This is a genomic window from Candidatus Thiodictyon syntrophicum (genome assembly GCF_002813775.1).
GTDB lineage: Bacteria > Pseudomonadota > Gammaproteobacteria > Chromatiales > Chromatiaceae > Thiodictyon > Thiodictyon syntrophicum.
This window is the reverse complement of sequence record NZ_CP020370.1, coordinates 5,249,907-5,267,263: the sequence shown is the minus strand read 5'-3', so window position 1 is coordinate 5,267,263 and position 17,357 is coordinate 5,249,907. Positions and strand designations below refer to the sequence as shown.

Sequence of the window (17,357 nt, the reverse complement as noted above, 5' to 3'; positions counted from 1 at the left end):
GAGCCAATAGGCAATGTCGGGCCGACTCAGGACAGGAGCCCCGCGAAGGGGAGGTAGACCACGGGGTCGCCGCGGGCGATGGTCTGCTGCGGCGCGATCTCGACCAGGCCCTCGGCCCAGGCGGCGGCGGACAGCGCGGCGGCCGAACGGGACTGGTGCGTGACGGCCTCCCAGTCGCCGGCCGCGCCGCGGATCAGTCGCGCCTGGACGAACTCCCGCCGACGGTCCGGGCGGGGCCAGTCGAAGCCGGCGGGTACCTTGATGCCGGGCGGCTCCAGGTCCCCGGTGACTCCCTGCATCCGCAGCAGCAGCGGCCGGGCGAACAGCAGCAGGCTGACGAACAGCGAAACCGGGTTACCCGGGCTGCCGAGGAAGGGGGTGCCGCGGATATGACCGAAGGCCAGTGGCTTGCCCGGGCGTACCGCAATCTGCCACAGGTCCAGGGTGCCGAGCCGTTCGATGGCCGGCTTCACATGGTCTTCCTCCCCCACCGAGACCCCGCCGCTGGCCAGGATCAGGTCCGCGCTGTCCGCCCCCCGGTTCAGGGTGTCCATGGTCGCCTCCAGGGTGTCCGGGACCAGCCCCAGATCGCTGACCTCGCAGCCCAGGCCCTCCAGCAAGCCCTTCATGGTAAAGCGGTTGGAGTTGTAGATTTGCCCCGGCCCCAGGGTCTCGCCGGGCCTCACCAGTTCATCGCCGGTGACGAACATGGCCACCCGCAGCCGGCGGTAGACCGCCAGCTCAGTCGCGCCCACGCCGGCGGCGAGCCCCAGGTGCTGGGGTCGCAGCCGCGTCCCCGCCGCCAGCACCGCGGTGCCCGCGCGGATGTCCTCGCCGGCGCGCCGGATGTTGGCGTCGGGGGTGAGACCCGCCGGGACCTCGACCCAGTCCCCGTCGCGCGTGCAGCGCTCCTGGATCACCACTGTATCCGCCCCCGGGGGGACGGGCGCACCGGTAAAGATCCGCGCCGCGGTGCCGGGTTCCAGGGGGCGACCGGGCGCGCCGGCCGGGATGCGCTGGGCGACCCGCAGCCGGGTGGGTTCCGCCGCCTGAAGATCGGCGCAGCACAGTGCATAACCGTCCATGGCGCTGTTGTCCCAGCCCGGCATGTCGATGGCGCTGACGAGCGGTCGGGCGAGGACCCGGCCCAGCGCCTGGTCGGTGGGGACGCACTCCTGCGCGGCGGGCGCCGTTGCGTGCGCGAGCAGCAGGTCCAGGGCCTCCTGCTTGGTCAGCAGGGGCCGCCCGGCGGGGTCCGGGCAGCCGTCCCGGTGGGGGTGCTGGTTCGTGGTCATCGCGCGGGCCCGCTCAGCCTAAAATCCACAGATGAACACAGATGGGCACAGATTTTCTTAAAATTGTCATACGTTTATCGCTGATGTCACAATCACGGGCAAGGTGAGCCCCGGCCAAGCGTAAGTCAATGAATAATCTGTGTTCATCTGTGTCCATCTGTGGATAACTACTCTTTACCAGTTTCAGCGCTCGCGCAGCCGCGGGATCAATTGGGCGAAGTTGCATGGGGGGGTACGGACATCGAGTTGGGCCAGGAGGATCTGCTCCCAGGCGGTCCGGCAGGCCCCGGTGGAGCCCGGCAGGCAGAAGATGAAGGTGCCGTTGGCGAGCCCCGCCAAGGCCCGGGACTGGACCGTGGAGGCCCCGATCTCGACGAACGACAGGGCCCGGAACAGCTCCCCGAAGCCCTCGATCTGTTTGTCGAGCAGGGGTGCCACCGCCTCCGGGGTGCTGTCGCGGCCGGTCAGTCCGGTGCCGCCGGTGCTCAAAACCACCTGGACCTGGGGGTCGGCAATCCAGCGCGAAAAGACCGCTCGCAACTGGTAGACATCGTCGCGCACAAGCTCGCGGGCGACCACCCGGTGTCCGGCCTCCTGCGCCTTGGCCTGGAGCAGGTCCCCGGAGCTGTCCTCGGCCGCGGTGCGGGTGTCGGAGACCGTCAGGACGGCGACGGCAAGCGGCACGAAGCCTTGGTCGGTGAAGTGAGTGCTCATCAATGCCTCGCGTCGGTTTGGAGGAAGAATTTAGCCGCAAATGAACGCTAATGAACGCAAAAAAGAAAGAACCGAGCCGGTTCGCATGCTGCGCGCGGTGCCCCGATCATCCCAACGGCGCCTGAGCGGAAACGCGGCGATGCAACGCGCCGCAGGCAATGTCCGCATTGAATCAATTTGCGTTCATTTGCGTTCATTTGCGGCAAAATTCCGTATTTCTTCATTTGCGGTAGGCTGACGTCAGAGCCACTTGGGAATCAGGATCAGCCCCCAGGTGACCACGGTGAGGGTCATGCTCATGAAGACCGCGGCGGAGGCGATGTCCTTGGCGCGGGCGGACAGGTCGTGACGCTCCAGGCCGACGCGATCGACATTGGCCTCAATGGCGGAGTTCAACAACTCCACGACCAGGACCATCAGCAGGCAGCCGATCAGTAGCGCCCGCTCCACCGGGGTCGCCCCCAGCCAGAGTCCCAGGGGCACGAGAAACAGGAGCAGGAACAGTTCCTGGCGAAAGGCCTCCTCCGCCTGAAAGCACGCCTTGAATCCCTGCATGGAAAAGCCGAAGGCGTAGATGACCCGCTTCCAGCCCCGTTCATTGTGATTGGCCATGGGCTATGCCGAGGTCGACGCAGGCCGCCAGGCCAGGTCCAACTGGCGTGCCGCGCGCACGTCGTCGAGGCGGCGTACCGGCATGGTGTGCGGGGCGCCCTTCACCAGTTCCGGGTTGGTCCGCGCCTCCTCGCGGATGGCGACCAGCGCGGCGACGAAACCGTCCAATTCCTCTTTACTCTCGGTCTCGGTGGGCTCGATCAGCAGGCATTCGGGCACCAGCAAGGGGAAATAGGTGGTGGGGGCGTGGTAGCCGTAATCGAGCAGGCGCTTGGCGAAGTCCATGGCATTGACGCCGAATTCCTTGGCCTCGCGTTTGACGGTGATGATGAACTCATGGCTCGCCCGCCGCCGCGGATAGGCGGCCTCGAAGCCGGCCTCCCTGAGTCTGGCCATGAGGTAATTGGCGTTCAGGGTGGAGAATTCGGAGACCCGCTTCATGCCCTCGCGCCCGAGCATCCGCGCATAGACATAGGCGCGCAGCAGGATGCCCATATTGCCGCCGAAGGCGGTGAGCCGCCCGATGGACTGGGGCCGGTCGTGCTCGACGAGCCAGCGATAGCCGTCGGCGTCCCGGGCCACCAGCGGCACCGGGAGGAAGGGCTCCAGCCGCTTGGATACGCCCACCGGACCGGCCCCGGGACCGCCGCCGCCGTGGGGGGTGGAGAAGGTCTTGTGCAGGTTCATGTGGATGACGTCGAAGCCCATGTCACCGGGGCGGACCTTGCCCAGGATGGCATTGAGATTGGCGCCGTCGTAATACAGGAGTCCGCCGGCCGCGTGCACGATGCCGGCGATCTCCTGGATATTGCGGTCGAAGACCCCGACAGTGCTCGGGTTGGTCAGCATGATACCGGCGGTCTGGGGACCCACCGCCGCCCGCAGCGCGGCGATGTCCACGTCCCCGTCCGGACCGGTCGGAACCTCGCGTGCCACGAAGCCGCACATGACGGCGGAGGCCGGATTGGTCCCGTGGGCGGCGTCCGGCACCAGGATCTCGGTGCGGGCCGCGTCATTGCGGGCCAGGTGATAGGCGCGGATCATCGCCACGCCGGCGAATTCGCCCTGGGCACCCGCGGAGGGCGCCAGCGACACCGCGTGCATCCCGGTGACCTCTTTGAGCATCTCCTGAAGCTCGAAGAGACAGGCGAGCACCCCCTGGCCGTGGCTTTCCGGGGCCGCCGGGTGCCGGCCGAGGAAGCCCGGCAGCGAGGCGAGCGTATGACAGGCGCGCGGGTTGTACTTCATGGTACAGGAGCCCAGCGGATAGAAATGGGTGTCGATGGAGAAGTTCTTCTGCGACAGCCGGGTGTAGTGACGCACCGCCTGGAGTTCCGAGACCTCCGGCAACAGCGGCCGGGAGGCGCGGCGCTGGGCGGCGGGAAGGTCGGCGCAGTCCGCCAGTTGGAGTGGGGCCTGGGCGGTGGCGCGGCGGCCGGGTTGGGATTGTTCGTGGATCAGCATGGGGTTTGAGCGTCTTGGATGCAGTGTAACGAAGGCCGGTGAGCCCAGAAAAAGCAGTTTAGCCGCAAATTAACTCTAATAATCAGAGACTTAGACTTTACTGCATGTTCCCCGCCCGGGTGATGCCCGCGACGATGCTAACCAGCAGATTTGTTTGCGCTTATTTGCGTTCATTTGCGGCCAAATACTCTTTTTGGGATGACTGATCGCGCGACGAAAGGGATCAGTTCATCCCGGCGGCCTTGATCACTGTCACGGCCATTCCGCGAACTGCGGCGGCGTCATCGGTCCGCGCAGCGGACCCTACGGCAGAGGGTCCGCTGTGCGGACCAACGACGTCGGCCGGAGCGATGATCAAGGAATCATCTGCCGTGCCCGGCGCGCGGGGATCAGCCTAACGCCGCCAGCGCCGCGTCATAATCCGGCTCCTGCGTGATCTCCGGAACCAACTGCGTATAGACCACCCGGTCGTGCGCATCCAGCACGATCACGGCGCGGGCGGTGATGCCGGCGAGCGGTCCGTCAGTGATCAGCACGCCGTAGTCCTTGGCGAAGTTGCGCGAGCGCATCATGGACAGGCTGACCACATTGGTCAGCCCCTCGGCGCTGCAAAAGCGGTCCATGGCGAAGGGCAGGTCGGCGGAGACGATCAGGGCGACCGCGTCGGCCTTGCCGGCCATGGCCTCATTGAAGCGCTTGGTGGAGGCGGCGCAGACGCCGGTGTCCAGACTCGGGACTATGTTCAGGAGCTTCTTCTTGCCGGCGAAGTCGGCGAGCGACTTGTCGCTGAGATCCTTGGCGACCAGCGTGAAAGCCGGTGCCGGGCTGCCGACGGCGGGCAGGTCGCCGGACAGGCTGACGGGGTTACCTTGCAGGGCGGTCTTGGCCATTGTCTTGGGTCTCCAGTGGTGTTGGTCAATCGTCGTTTGCTGCGGGTCGGTGCGTGCTTGGGCGTTCGGTCAGGGTCGCGGTCACCCGGCGTACCGCGAGGTCGCTGGTCCGCGTAGGGTCCGCTGCGCGGACCGCCGGCACTATGACGGCCGGGCCCCCGCGGCAACGATCTGCGCCAACCGGGCCGCGTACCGCTCCATCTCCTGCGCGGTGCGCACCTCGGTGGCACAGACCAGCAGCGCCGACCCCAGTTCCGGGTAGTCCTGGCCCAGGTCGAAGCCGCCCAGGATGTCTTCGGCGGCAAGCGACCTTAGCACATCCGCGGCCGGGGCCGGCAGGCGCAGGGCCTGTTCGTGGAACACCGGGCGGTCGAACAGCGGTTCGATCCCCGGGACGGCACAGAGCAGCGCCGCGAGCTGCCTGGTATTGGCGTGACAGGCGGCGGCCACCCGCTCCAGCCCCGCCGCGCCCAGGATCGCCAGATGGATGGTGGCGGCGGTGACCAGCAGGCCTTGGTTGGTGCAGATGTTGGAGGTCGCCTTGCCGCGGCGGATGTGCTGCTCGCGCGCTTGCAGGGTGAGGGTGAAGCCGGGCTTGCCGTCGAGATCCAGGGTGCGCCCGATGATGCGGCCGGGCATCTGGCGTACCAGGTCCTTCTTGCAGCACAGGAAACCCGCGTAGGGTCCGCCGGAGGACAGGGGTATCCCCAAGGGCTGGACCTCCCCGCAGGCAATGTCCGCGCCGGTGCCGCCCCACTCGCCCGGCGGCTTGAGGAGTGCCAGCGCGGTGGGGTTGACCACGCCGATGACCAGCGCGCCATGGGCCTGGGCCCAGTCGGTAAGGTCATCGGCATCCTCGATGATCCCGAAGAAGTTGGGCTGGTTGATCACCACGGCCGCGAAGCCCGCATTCCCGACCAGACCGTCGAGCGTCGCCGCCGGGGTGTGCCCGCCGCGCCGGTCGAAGGGGGCCTCGACGAGCTCGATCCCCTGCGGTTCCACGATACCACGCAGTGCCCGCCGATAGGCCGGGTGCAGGGCGCGCGGCACCAGCACCCGGCTGGACTTGGCCTTGCGGTTGGCGCGCACTGCCATCAGCACCGCCTCCGCCAGGGCCGAGGCCCCGTCGTAGAGCGAGGCGTTGGAGACCTCCATGGCGGTCAGGGCCGTCATCATGGACTGGAACTCGTAGAGCAGTTGCAGGGTGCCCTGGCTCGCCTCCGCCTGGTAGGGGGTGTAGGCGCTGTAAAACTCGCCACGGGCGGCGATCTGCCACACCGCCGCCGGGATGTGGTGGTCATAGGCCCCGGCGCCGATGAAGCACGCGGCCTCGCCATCGGCACGGGCGCGACCTTGCATCAGGCGGGCGATGTCCATCTCCGCGAGCCCGGTAGGGATGGCGGCGAGTTCGCCGATGCGAAGCTCCGCCGGAATCTCGTCGAACAGGTCGTCGATGGCGCCGACGCCGATGGTGCCGAGCATGGCGGCGATGTCCGCGTCGGTATGGGGTACGAAGGGCATGTCAGGTCAGGCCTCCGCGTCGACCACCGCCTGGTAGCCGGCGGCGTCCAGCAGGCCGCCGAAGGCGCCCGGCGTGGCGAGCCGCAGGGTAAAGATCCAGCCCGCATCATAGGCGCCCTGATTGATCGCCTCCGGGGTGTCGGCCAGGGCCGTATTGGCCTCCAGCACCTCCCCGCTCAAGGGGGCGTAGATGTCGGAGGCGGCCTTGACCGACTCGACCACGGCGCAGGCCTGCCCGGCCTCCACCTCGGTGCCGACCTCGGGGGTCTCGACGAAGACGATGTCGCCCAGGGCCTCCTGGGCATGGTCGGTGATGCCGACGGTGACGGTACCGTCGCCGTTGTCCTTCACCCACTCGTGGCTCTTGGTGTAACGCAGGTCAGCAGGGACTAGGCTCATGGTTCTCTCCCGGTGGGGCCGGCGGGCCGGCCGATCGCTGTGAAGTTGCAGTGGCATCGCCTGTGCGGACGGCGCCGGTGGATTTCGTATTGGTCGGTCGTGATCGTGGTTGCGGGCATTGCGCGAATTGCGGCGTCGTTAGTAACGAGTCGATAACAAGTCAAACACAAACCAGTCGTTGTCGTTGTCGTTGTCGTTGTCGTTGTCGTAATCGGAGAAGCGATGCAAGTTGCGGTGGGAGAGCATCCGGGGTGCCACGATAATCTCGACAACGACAACGACAACGACAACGACGCGTTAGGGCCGGAGGGTCCGCTGTGCGGACCAATGCTCAGAGTGCCTGGACCGCGCTGCCGTTGCGTACAAAGGTGGTCTTGACCACGCGCGCCGGGACCTGCTTGCCGCGGATGTCCACGGTGCAGTCGGCACCGATGCCGGGCACTATCCGCGCGAAGGCGATGGAACGCTCCAGGGTCGGGGAGAAGCCGCCGGAGCTGATCTCACCCACCTCGCGCCCGTCGCTGAAGACTTTCTGGTGTCCGCGCAGCACCCCGCGACCGGTCAGGAGCAGGCCGACGAAGACCCGGTGAGCGGGGTCGTCGCGCACGGCGGTCAGCGCCGCCCGGCCGACGAAGTCGCGCTCCGTGGGCTCCCAGGCGATGGTCCAGCCGAGACCGGCCTCCAGCGGGCCGACCGTCTCGTCCATGTCCTGGCCATAGAGGTTCATGCCGGCCTCCAGCCGCAGGGTGTCGCGGGCGCCCAGGCCGCAGGGTTGAACCCCGGCACTGATCAGCCCGCGCCAGAGTCCGGGGGCGTCGGCGGCGGGGAGCATGACCTCGAAACCGTCCTCGCCCGTGTAGCCGGTGCAGCCCACGAACCAGTGCTCACCGTCGGCGGCGAAAAAGGGCTTGAGTGCGAGTGCCGCCTCACGACAGTCGGCGGGCAGCAGGGGGGCGGTCAGGGCCCGGGCCTCGGGCCCCTGGACGGCGATCATGGCCAAATCGCGGCGGCGGTCGATCGCGAGGTCGAAGCCCGCGGCGTGTGCCTGCATCCAGTCCAGATCCTTGTCCGCGGTCCCGGCATTGACCACCAGCCGATAGCGCTCAGGGCCGCGGTAGTAGACGATCAGGTCGTCCACCACCCCGCCCTGGTCGTTGCACATACAGGAGTAGAGCGCCTTGCCCGGGACCTTGAGCTTGGCCACGTCGTTGGCGAGCAGGTAACGCAGGAAGTCGCGGGCGCCGGGGCCTGCGAGGTCCACGGGCTGCATGTGAGAGACATCGAAGACCCCGGCGTGGCGGCGCACCGCGTGGTGCTCCTCCAACTGGGAACCATAGTGCAGCGGCATGTCCCAACCGCCGAAGGGGACGATGCGGGCGCCCAGGCGCTCGTGCTCGGCAAACAGGGGGGTACGCAATCCCATTCGACTCTCCTCGCTCCGGCCGGGGCAGTGCCGGCAGTGGTCTGAACAATAGGGTACGGCCGCGGCGCCCGATCTTGCTATCGAGCCCCCGGCATCGCCCCTCTGTCCTGGACCTGAGAGTTTGCGGGCCAGGCGCTTGCGGCCCGGCCGGCTGCCCCGTCGGTGGGTTGCGGTCTGAGCCAACAGACGGCAACCGCTCTCCAGAGTCGGTCTTAAGCCCCGTGGTCCGGTGTGCCTGAGCGATTCCGGGCGGTGTTGCGCCTTCGGCGCCGGCGCAACGGCCGGTCTCTCCCAGGGGGCATGACACGAAGGGCGACTATACGGGCGCCCGGGCGGGATTTCCAGCCCGGGGCGCGGCGGCGGTCCCGCTCGCCGGCCCGCCAACCGGGCCAACCGGCGCGTCCGGACCCTCGTGACTCACTCGGCTGACGCGCCCAGGAAGATCGAGGTGACCTTGCCCCCCTCGAACTTGAAGATCAAACCGCCGTAAAGCGAGCCGGCCACGAAGTCGTCCGCCCCGCTTTCGTCCTTGTTCCAATCGCGTTGGTAGGCTTTTCTGACCTCGGCCTCGGTGCTGCCGATCTTGATCCCCTGTTTCGTGCTCAGCGTGCTCGGCGCGGACACCGAAATCGATTCGATCGACTTGCGCCCGCCCTTCTTTTCGGACGCCATCCCGAGCACGATCCCGCAATCCTTGTAAACCCAGTCCTGGTGCCAGGCCCCGTCCGCGCCCCAGAGTTCCTCGGGTCCGCGGGTCGGCTGGCAGTCGATCTTGCCCTTGAGCGCGGACTCCGGCAGACCGTCACGCAGGTCGCCGATGCGTTCCGAGTGCAGCAGGGCGAATTCATCCCCGGCGCCCGCGACCGGGCCTGCGAGCAGCGCCGCGAGGGCGCCCGCGGTAAGGAAGGTCGTCAAGCGCATTTGTCGTTCTCCGCGGCGCTGTCCTGCCGCTTGAAGGTGTGACCGGCGCAGTCGGCGCACAGCGGGATGCGCCCGGCCTTGACGAAGTGGGTCTTGGCCCCGCAGCGGTCGCACACGAGCGTGCCCGGCCCCGTCACCTCGCCCGCCTGATAGAGGGTCAGTTGGCGGGCGGTCTCCGCCCACTGGGCGAGCTGCAGGCTGGTCTGGTCGGCCACCTGGGTGAACATATCCATCATCCGCTGCTCGATCAGCTCCAGGTCGAAGCGCCACCAGTCGCGGATGTCCTGGCCGGTCTCGGCGATATAGGTCGCCGCGTCCTCCACGTCCCGGCGCAGATAGTCCGTGACCTTGTTGGCCTCCTCCCGGGTCAGTTCGCCCAGTTCCACCATATTGTCGCGCGCCCTGTCCAGCAACTCCCGGACGTGGGGCACCGTCTCCTGCGAGGCGCCCTCCAGGGTATCGCGGGTGCGTTTGAGCAGTTCCTCGTAGGCCTCCACCATCTTATCGACTGGCGTCTCGCCTGGGTGCTTGGTGTCCGGATCGGTCATCTGGGGGTCTCCGTCTGGCGGGTGAATCGGTCGCCGCGCCCCGGGGGCACGGGTCTGGCGCAAGTTTGCCTGAAGTGGTGGATTTGGCAACCGGCAAGGGTCGCTCGACCGCCAGGGCGCGGCGGGGCGGTCGGGACCTTGCAGAAGAGGATTGTCCGCAAATGAACGCAAATGAACGCAAATAAGATCAATATTAAGGGCGTGCCATTGGCGGAGGCCCCGAGCCAACCCGCGGACCCCGTGGGAGCGGCGTCCCGCCGCGAGCGGCCCCTCAGACGGCGCTGGCTCCGCTATAAATCCTACGGAAATACCCGCCCAAGCTCTGTGCGGTGTCGCGCATCGCGCGCCGTCGTCGCCTGGATGGCGCGCAGGTCGTCGCCTGGGTGGAGCGCAGCGCAATCCAGGTCCCGCCGCCGCAAAGCCCCCGCCAGGTCCGCCACCAGGCGCAACTGCTCGGACCCTTGGCGTAGGGTGCGCCGCGCGCACCTTCCGAGGCCGCGGATGAACGAAATGGCGTGAGTCTTGGTCAACGCAGCGGTGCGCGCGGCGCACCCTACGGGTCCGGTGCGGCTCATGGCCCGGGCATCTCCGCCCGGCTGCGCCAGGCCGGCGTACCGAGCACCCCCGCGCTGATCGCTGTGACCTCCCCCGGCCTATAGTCCCGCACCCTCTCCAGGTGCCCCCACACCGGCCGCGGCCAGCAGGCGTCCCCCGGGTCGCGCCCGACCACGTGCACATGCAACTGCGGCACCAGATTGCCGATCCAGGCCACATTGACCCTGGGGCACGCGAGCGTCCCGGTCAGGAAGTCCGAAACCCGCTTGCAATCCGCCAGCACCGCCTCGCGCTGCCCGGTCGGCAGGTCCAGCAGGTTCGCAAGCGTGGTCTCCGGCACCAGGATGAACCAGGGCACCGCGGCGTTCCTGTGCAGCAGCAAGTGGGTGGCGGGCAAGCGGCCCAGGCGGTGGCAGTCGGTCAGGAGTTGGGGGTGGATGGTGAATTCGGTCATGGTCGGATTCCTTGATAGGCGGGCCTTCACGCCGCGCTCGCGCCCGTGGCACCGCTGCCGTGCCGACGGCAGCGCTCCCGCCGCGTCGCTGGTGACACCGCTCCAGCGGTGTCACCCATGTGTCAGGCGCTCTGCGCCGCGAGGTCGAAGTGCCCGGCCGCGACCGAGGCGGGCGCCGGTCAGCCCAGGCCGCACAGCGGCCAACACATGGGTGACACCGCTTGAGCGGTGTCACCAGCGCCCTTTGCGCGGCGTGAACAGCCTTCACAGGGTCGAAGCGGCTGACCGAGGGAACCGGTCGCCGCGCTCATTGCGAATGGGTTTCGCTCGGTCAATAGGCCCTCGGTGTCAGGGAAGCATCGGGCGGTCATAACACGCGTCCCGAGTGAATTTCCCGGACCAGGTGCCGGCCAGCGTTTCAAACTCTGCCCAGTCGCCGTCCGCTTCGGCGGTTTCCGCCGAAGCGTCGGACGGCTTGGCCGCGCCGGTCTTGTGCTTCAAATGGCCGATGAAATCCTGGACCTCCAGCGCTTGGGCCTCCGCGAGGGTCTTGGTTTCCTCGCAGATCAGGTCGGCAAGGGTTGGCATCATGGTGTATCCGGGTCGTGCGGCACGGGATCTGATCGCCGCAATCGGGCATTGCGTTCTTCCCGCGAGGGTACGTCGATGTGATCGACCCGTGCGATGTTGAACCGCGGACGCCCCGGCAGTGACTCTCGGGGCTCTTCGTCAAGGGGGCAGATCATCGGCTTGCGCGGGTGACGCAGTTCTTCCGGAATGGGAACCGAATCAGGGGCGTTCTCGACGACGATGCGGCGGATAGGTTGCATGATCGTGCCTGGTGGTATTGGATCAACGGGGGCGCTTGCGCGGCCGGTCCTTGGATCGAGGCCGTCGAAGCTTGGACCGATAGGAGGCAAATTCAGACTGCGCTGCCGCCCTTTCGTCTGCCCATTGCCGGACGTCAGGCGCGTCTCTGACCACGGCGGCATAGATGCGCGCGGACTCCTCAAAGAGCCGCAGGGCTTCCTTCGATTTCCCGATCGCCGCTTCGATGCGTGCGAGGTCGACGCAACTCACCGCCAAGTCCCGCTGCCAGTCGGCGTTGCTCGGGTCCTGCTCGGCCAGGCGCCGGCTGATCGCCAGAGACTCCCCGAACGCCGCCTGGGCCGCCGGCAACTGGCCCTGGGCCTGCAAGACACCGCCGACGCGACTGTGCGCCACCGCCAGGTCCAACTGCCAGCCGGCATTGCCCGGGTCCTGCTCGGCCAGGCGTCGGCTGATCGCCAGGGTCTCGCCGAATGCCGCCTGGGCCGCTGCCAACTGGCCCTGGGCCTGCAAGACATCGCCGACGCGACCATGCGCCACCGCCAGGTCCCGCTGCCAGCCGGCGTTGCCCGGGTCCTGCTCGGCCAGGCGCCGGCTGATCGCCAGATACTCCCCAAACGCCGCCTGGGCCGCTGCCGACTGGCCCTGGGCCTGCAAGACATCGCCGACGCGACTGTGCGCCACCGCCAGTTCTCGCTGCCAGCCGGCGTTGCCCGGGTCCCGCTCGGCCAGGCGCCGGCTGATTGCCAGGTACTCGCCGAACGCCGCCTGGGCCGCTGCCAATTCCCCCTGAGCCTGCAAGACACCGCCGACGCGACAGTGCGCCACCGCCAGGTCCCGCTGCCAGCCGGTGTTGCCCGGGTCCTGCTCGGCCCGGCGCCGGATGATCCCAAGAGTCTCGCCGAACGCCGCCTGGGCCGCTGCCAACTGGCCCTGGGCCTGCAAGACATCGCCGACGTTGCTGTGCGCCACCGCCAGCTCCCGCTGCCAGCCAGCGTTGCTCGGGTCCCGCTCGGCCAGGCGCCGGATGATTGCCAGAGACTCCCCGAACGCCGCCTGGGCCGCCGTCAATTGGCCCCGGGGCTCCCAAACGCAACCGAGCAACGACTGGGCATCGCTCTCGGCCGGCCTGTCCGCCGCGTCTCTCGCAAGTTGGAGAGCCTCCGCCGCAGTCTCGGCAAGTTGCGCGGTCTCACCACGCAGATGACGAGACCAGGCGCCGATGAGCAGGGTCCATGCCCTGGCCCGTCCCGCGACCAGTCCGGTGCTATCGAGTTCACGGAGCGCTCGGGCCAACGCGGCGAAATCCTCCGGCCGGGCGCCGCCAACCCAGTCCCGGTTCATCGACTCCAGGGCTCCGGCCCCGGCGTCCGCATCGGCGCAGAGCAGGTGATAGACCCACTCGATCCGTCCGGCCGTTGTCTGGTCCCCGGCAAAGCAGGCCGCCGCCCGGTCGGACAGTTCGCGCAAGCGCCCCGGGTCCTGCGCCGCCAGCCGTCTGCGCCAGCCCAAGCGGGTGGCCTCATGGACATTGAATAGACCCCGGTCCGGACGGCCGTAATGCTCGACGAAGCTTAAGCCCTGGGGTCGCTCGAATCGGCCTCGGGCCTCGATCGCCGGGATCGCCAGCACCTGCGCCAAGAGCCCGGCATCGAACCAATGGAGTACGGCGGCGGCGTCCAGTGCCTCCCGCAAGGCGCGCCGCTCCGGCTCCGGGTAAACGGAGAGCCGGAACTCGGCCATGATCGCCGCCTGGGCCTGCACATCGCCCTGTGTCGCCGTCAGCCGCTCGATGAGTGTGTCTTCGATGTCCATGGTCGCTCAGCACTTGGCCGCGATGGTGTCACAGAAGCTGGAGACCGCGGCCGGGTTGCCGCCCGTATAGAGCAATATGGTGTCGAGGTGCTTTTCATGCGCCAGATTCGGGTAGCGCCGCTCGATCCAGGGCACCCAGTGCGCGACCTCGGTGATGGGCTGCAAAGGGATGTGCTGGGCCAGGTCGCGCCAGGGGGCGGCGGTACGGCTCGGGACCTGTTGCCCGGCGACGATGACGGCGAGCCCCAAGGCCGTCTCCACCTCGCGAAGCAACTGCTGGCCCAGCCAGTCCGCCACCGGCTGGTTGTTGACCGCCAGTTCATAGGTGTCGAAGATGGCGAGGACCGGGCGCCGCAGTTCCCTCAGGTCCTTGCGCAGCAGATGCGTCTTGCAGGCACCGGCACGGCAAAAGGTGGGCAGGTGCTGGTCGCCGAGGTCCAGGTGGAACTGGCCGAGTACGGCCTCGACGTCCTGTCCGCCGCCCTTGAAGTCGACCTGGACCACCGGGATGCCGAGCCGCCGGGCATAGGCGACCGCCTGCCGGACCAGCAGGCTCTTGCCGAGCCCGGAGCCGCCCTCGTAGAGCAGGATGCGCTCGCGCGAGCGGCCGGCCAGCAGGTCCACGAGCGAGGGCCATTCCTGCAGGGTGCGGTCGGCGAGGTCGGGGACGAAGGCGACGGGTTCAGGCCAGCGGACGGTGGGCGGCTCGATGCCCGTGAGGCCCAGGCGTTGCGCAATCCACTGGATAAGCTGATTCAGTTCCGCGTCCGTCGCGAAGGGCCGGAAGCGGTGCCAGGCGCGCAGCCGCACCGGGATCAGGTCCGGGGCGACCTCGCCGAGCAAGGCCAGGCGGATGCGCGGGTTGTCGCTCGCCTCGTCGTAGAGGTATTGCTGGAACAGACTCGCCTCCACCGCCGCACCCAGGCCCATCCCGCGCGGGGCACTCTTGTCGTGGGCGGCGAACCACCCCGCGGAGCCGATGACCAGCACGCAGTCCGACTCGTTGGCGCAGTCCTCGCACCACTTGGGCCAGCCCTCGTCCGGACCGCCGGGCCGGTCTTCGACCAGGAACTGATCAAGCATCACCGGCAGCCCCGACTGGCGCAGCAGTTCGCCCAGCCGACGTACCTCCCGGGCGTGCTCGGGGCCCTCCTGGCGGTAGCTGATGAAGACCTGGTTGCGCATTCGGCGGCTTGGCTTGAGGGTCCGGGGGTTGGGATGGTTGCAAACTTGCAAACTATGTCAAATGGGATGGGGCTTGCAAGCCGGTGTCGACTAATCCGGGCGCGTCGGCCCATGCCGCCCGCTCAGTTATCCTCGGCGTCTCAAACGTTTCGGACGGGGCGAATGCCCCGTCCGGCCTGGGAGCACGGGTTGGACGCTGGGAGCGCCGCACCCCAGTGCGGCACGGCCTCGCGCCCACCTGTGGCGCCGCGTTCTGCAGATAGGACGCGCCGCACTGGGGTGCGGCGCTCCCAGTAGCCGGAGTGATCGTCGAAGTCCCGCGTGCCCTTTCCTTATCCATGCACGACACGCCCACGCTCCAGCGCCTGCCGCTCCAGCGAGGCCGCGACCTGCGCGGCCCGGGTGACCTCGGCGCGGGTGCGCACGACGACTTCAATCGGTAGCCGCAGCCCGTGCAGACTGCGATAGACCTCCCGCGCACGGCGATAGCCGGGCTGGTCGGAGGCGCCGACGATGACCAGGAGATCGATATCGCTGTCCTCGGTCGGCTGGCCCCAAGCCTGGGACCCGAACAACAGGATCTGTTCCGGATGGACCGCCGCGACGATACGGCGCACGGCCTCGTCGAGCAATTCGGAACCGAGGCTATTCACGCGACTCACCGTCGATGATTCCCTTGAGCCGCAAGGCCTCGCGCGTCAGGCCCTGGCGCAGGGGCAGGTCCTGCTTGTCGGGGAGGTCCAGGTTGGTGGCGAAGAACCATACCGCATCGCCCCTTTCGACATAGCCGACATACCACCCGATTGACGGCTGCGCCCTGCCGGTCCAGCCGGTCTTGGCCCGAATGCGGTAGGTCGGGGTGGTCTCGACCAGCATGATGTCGCGCAGGGTGTCGTAGGATGCGGCGCTGAAGGGGAGGCTGCGCCGATAGACCTGCTTGAGGAATTCAATTTGCTCCAGCGCGTTGACGGTCAGTGAGCCGTCGAGCCAGAAGGTGGTTTCATTGAAGGGCTCGCGCAGCTCACCATAGGCCGCGCGATGGAGATAATCGCGATACCGCGGTGCGCCGATGCGGCGTGCCAATTCCTGATAACACCAGACGCAGGACACCCGAAAGGCGCTGGCCAGCGTCTGATCGCGATTCCAGTCCGGGTAATCGTAGCTGTGCCCATCCCACTTGAGCACCTCATCCTTTCCGGCTATCGCCCGTTCCTCGAGTGCGATCAGGGAATTGAGTATCTTGAAGGTGGATGCCGGCGAGAATCGGTGCTGCGCGCGCGGGGCGTTGTAAATGAAGGTCGGTCCCTCGGCCAACGGCGAAATCACCATGGTCCCGTCGCGGCCAGCCCGGGCGAAGAGCCCGGCGATTGCCTGGTCATCCGCGACCGTGGGCGGAGTGAGAACAATCGCAAGGAGGGCGAGCAGCGCCCCTCGCAGGGTCTTCATGCGCCGCCCGGCTCGGGTAGTTCCGCCCGCGCCCACCGGATGGCGGCGATGCGCGCCTTGCGGATGGCCGCGGGGATGAGCGGCGGGGCGCCCGCGGCGGCGGCGATGGTCTGGACATCGACGGCGGCGGCGGCGTCGCGCAGTCGGCGCAGGGTCGCGGCCTGGGGGTAGGGGCGCTCGGCGGAGCCGGTGCGCCCGCGGAAGTCCGCCTCGCAGGCGGTGAGCATCTGGTGGAAGCGCGCGGGGCGGCGGAAGGCGTCGCTGCGCTCCAGCAGATCCAGGATGGTGGCGTGGCGCAGTTCGTTGACGGTATGGACCAGTCCGTGGTCGCGGGCGGTGATGCGGGCCAGGGCACGGAAGTGGTTGGGGACGCGAAAGCGGTCGCAGACGCCTTCCAGCAGCGCGACGCTGCGTTCTTCATGGCCGTGGTGGCGCGGCAGGATCTCCGCCGGGGTGGTGCCCTTGCCCAGGTCGTGACAGAGGGCGGCGAAGCGGACCTCAAGGTCCGGGGAGAGGCGCGCGGCCATGTCCACCACCAGCATGACGTGCACGCCGGTGTCGATCTCCGGATGCCACTTCGCGGGCTGGGGTACGCCCCAGAGGCGGTCGAGTTCCGGCAGCAGGCGGGCCAGGGCCCCGCAGTCGCGCAGGACCTCGAAGAAGCGCGAAGGGTGCTCCTCCCCCAGGGCCTTGGCCAATTCCTGCCAGACCCGTTCCGGGACCAGTGCGTCCACCTCCCCGGCGGCGACCATGGCGCGCATCAGGTCCAGGGTTTCGGGGGCGACCGCGAAGCCCAGGTGGGCGAAGCGGGCGGCGAAGCGGGCGACCCGCAGGATGCGCACCGGGTCCTCGCTGAAGGCCGGGGAGCAGTGGCGCAGGACCCGCGCCTTCAGGTCCACGAGTCCGCCGAAGGGGTCGATGAGGGTGCCGTCCGGGGCCTGCGCCAGGGCGTTGATGGTGAGATCGCGCCGCCGCAGGTCCTCCTCCAGTGTCACCGCGGGGTCGGCCTGAACGACGAAGCCGCGGTACCCGGGGGCGGTCTTGCGCTCGGTCCGGGCCAGGGCGTATTCGGCCTTGGTCTGGGGGTGCAGGAAGACCGGGAAGTCCCGGCCGACCTGGGTGAAGCCGCGGCGCAGCAGCGTGTCCGGATCGGCGCCGACCACCACATAGTCCCATTCGACCGGGACCCGGCCCAGCAAGGGGTCGCGCACGGCCCCGCCGACCAGGTAGACCTGCAAACCGGCGGCGGGGTCCGCCACCGGGGGGCGGGGGAGGGCGGACATCGGC

20 protein-coding genes and 1 riboswitch are annotated in these 17,357 nt (G+C 68.3%); of the genes, 1 reads left to right on the top strand and 19 read right to left on the bottom strand.

Features of this window, described 5'->3' with window-relative positions; genetic code table 11:
* Window positions 1-26: 26 nt before the first annotated feature.
* Together THSYN_RS22235 and moaB are read right to left on the bottom strand one after the other, a co-directional pair.
* A complete protein-coding gene (locus THSYN_RS22235) occupies window positions 27-1,295 on the bottom strand; it encodes a molybdopterin molybdotransferase MoeA (protein WP_100921054.1) in 1,269 nt (422 codons plus the stop codon).
* A gap of 183 nt (window positions 1,296-1,478) precedes the next feature.
* A complete protein-coding gene (gene moaB, locus THSYN_RS22230) occupies window positions 1,479-2,009 on the bottom strand; it encodes a molybdenum cofactor biosynthesis protein B (RefSeq protein WP_100921053.1) in 531 nt (176 codons plus the stop codon).
* A gap of 40 nt (window positions 2,010-2,049) precedes the next feature.
* Here moaB and THSYN_RS34235 point away from each other — a divergent pair, with 40 nt between their 5' ends.
* The gene (locus THSYN_RS34235; RefSeq protein WP_157817854.1) at window positions 2,050-2,247 is read left to right on the top strand and encodes a hypothetical protein; all 198 of its coding nucleotides are present in this window, start codon (window positions 2,050-2,052) and stop codon (window positions 2,245-2,247) included.
* A 2-nt stretch (window positions 2,248-2,249) separates the two neighbouring features.
* Here THSYN_RS34235 and THSYN_RS22225 read toward each other — a convergent pair whose 3' ends face one another.
* The 17 genes from THSYN_RS22225 to THSYN_RS22150 form a co-directional block, all read right to left on the bottom strand.
* Window positions 2,250-2,621 carry a diacylglycerol kinase gene (locus THSYN_RS22225; protein WP_100921052.1) on the bottom strand — a complete coding sequence of 124 codons (372 nt, stop codon included), beginning with the start codon at window positions 2,619-2,621 and terminating at the stop codon, window positions 2,250-2,252.
* A gap of 3 nt (window positions 2,622-2,624) precedes the next feature.
* Window positions 2,625-4,085 (bottom strand): aminomethyl-transferring glycine dehydrogenase subunit GcvPB, encoded by a 1,461-nt coding sequence (gcvPB, locus tag THSYN_RS22220; RefSeq protein WP_100921051.1) that lies wholly within the window; start codon window positions 4,083-4,085, stop codon window positions 2,625-2,627.
* 389 nt (window positions 4,086-4,474) lie between these two features.
* Window positions 4,475-4,975: a thiol peroxidase gene (gene tpx, locus THSYN_RS22215; RefSeq protein WP_100921050.1), complete on the bottom strand. Its 501-nt coding sequence runs from the start codon at window positions 4,973-4,975 to the stop codon at window positions 4,475-4,477.
* Between the two features lie 141 nt (window positions 4,976-5,116).
* A complete protein-coding gene (gene gcvPA, locus THSYN_RS22210) occupies window positions 5,117-6,496 on the bottom strand; it encodes an aminomethyl-transferring glycine dehydrogenase subunit GcvPA (protein WP_100921049.1) in 1,380 nt (459 codons plus the stop codon).
* 6 nt (window positions 6,497-6,502) lie between these two features.
* On the bottom strand, window positions 6,503-6,895 hold the full coding sequence (gcvH, locus tag THSYN_RS22205; RefSeq protein ID WP_100921048.1) for a glycine cleavage system protein GcvH: 393 nt from the start codon (window positions 6,893-6,895) through the stop codon (window positions 6,503-6,505).
* Window positions 6,896-7,226: 331 nt separating this feature from the next.
* Window positions 7,227-8,318 carry a glycine cleavage system aminomethyltransferase GcvT gene (gene gcvT, locus THSYN_RS22200; RefSeq protein WP_100921047.1) on the bottom strand — a complete coding sequence of 364 codons (1,092 nt, stop codon included), beginning with the start codon at window positions 8,316-8,318 and terminating at the stop codon, window positions 7,227-7,229.
* A gap of 212 nt (window positions 8,319-8,530) precedes the next feature.
* Window positions 8,531-8,622: riboswitch (glycine riboswitch) on the bottom strand.
* 113 nt (window positions 8,623-8,735) lie between these two features.
* A complete protein-coding gene (locus THSYN_RS22195) occupies window positions 8,736-9,239 on the bottom strand; it encodes a hypothetical protein (RefSeq protein WP_100921046.1) in 504 nt (167 codons plus the stop codon).
* Entirely contained in the window at window positions 9,230-9,787 is a 558-nt protein-coding gene (locus tag THSYN_RS22190) for a zinc ribbon-containing protein (protein ID WP_100921045.1), read from the bottom strand. The genes THSYN_RS22195 and THSYN_RS22190 overlap by 10 nt, the downstream gene beginning before the upstream one ends.
* 299 nt (window positions 9,788-10,086) lie before the next feature.
* Window positions 10,087-10,362 (bottom strand): hypothetical protein, encoded by a 276-nt coding sequence (locus tag THSYN_RS22185; RefSeq protein ID WP_100921044.1) that lies wholly within the window; start codon window positions 10,360-10,362, stop codon window positions 10,087-10,089.
* Window positions 10,359-10,796, bottom strand: a complete 438-nt coding sequence (locus THSYN_RS22180; protein WP_100921043.1) for an HIT family protein — start codon at window positions 10,794-10,796, stop codon at window positions 10,359-10,361. The genes THSYN_RS22185 and THSYN_RS22180 overlap by 4 nt, the downstream gene beginning before the upstream one ends.
* 348 nt (window positions 10,797-11,144) lie before the next feature.
* Window positions 11,145-11,384 carry a hypothetical protein gene (locus tag THSYN_RS22175; RefSeq protein ID WP_236848649.1) on the bottom strand — a complete coding sequence of 80 codons (240 nt, stop codon included), beginning with the start codon at window positions 11,382-11,384 and terminating at the stop codon, window positions 11,145-11,147.
* Window positions 11,384-11,626: a hypothetical protein gene (locus THSYN_RS34230; protein WP_157817853.1), complete on the bottom strand. Its 243-nt coding sequence runs from the start codon at window positions 11,624-11,626 to the stop codon at window positions 11,384-11,386. The genes THSYN_RS22175 and THSYN_RS34230 overlap by 1 nt, the downstream gene beginning before the upstream one ends.
* Before the next feature lie 22 nt (window positions 11,627-11,648).
* The gene (locus tag THSYN_RS22170) at window positions 11,649-13,439 is read right to left on the bottom strand and encodes a tetratricopeptide repeat protein (RefSeq protein ID WP_100921041.1); all 1,791 of its coding nucleotides are present in this window, start codon (window positions 13,437-13,439) and stop codon (window positions 11,649-11,651) included.
* 6 nt (window positions 13,440-13,445) lie between these two features.
* The gene (locus THSYN_RS22165) at window positions 13,446-14,624 is read right to left on the bottom strand and encodes a TIR domain-containing protein (protein ID WP_100921040.1); all 1,179 of its coding nucleotides are present in this window, start codon (window positions 14,622-14,624) and stop codon (window positions 13,446-13,448) included.
* A 332-nt stretch (window positions 14,625-14,956) separates the two neighbouring features.
* Complete coding sequence (locus THSYN_RS22160) at window positions 14,957-15,277, bottom strand: nucleotidyltransferase domain-containing protein (RefSeq protein ID WP_236848648.1); 321 nt, start codon at window positions 15,275-15,277, stop codon at window positions 14,957-14,959.
* Window positions 15,270-16,070, bottom strand: coding sequence for a class D beta-lactamase (gene blaOXA / locus THSYN_RS22155; RefSeq protein ID WP_100921038.1), 801 nt, complete (start codon window positions 16,068-16,070; stop codon window positions 15,270-15,272). The genes THSYN_RS22160 and blaOXA overlap by 8 nt, the downstream gene beginning before the upstream one ends.
* Window positions 16,067-17,353, bottom strand: a complete 1,287-nt coding sequence (locus THSYN_RS22150) for a multifunctional CCA addition/repair protein (protein ID WP_100921037.1) — start codon at window positions 17,351-17,353, stop codon at window positions 16,067-16,069. The genes blaOXA and THSYN_RS22150 overlap by 4 nt, the downstream gene beginning before the upstream one ends.
* Window positions 17,354-17,357: the final 4 nt, after the last annotated feature.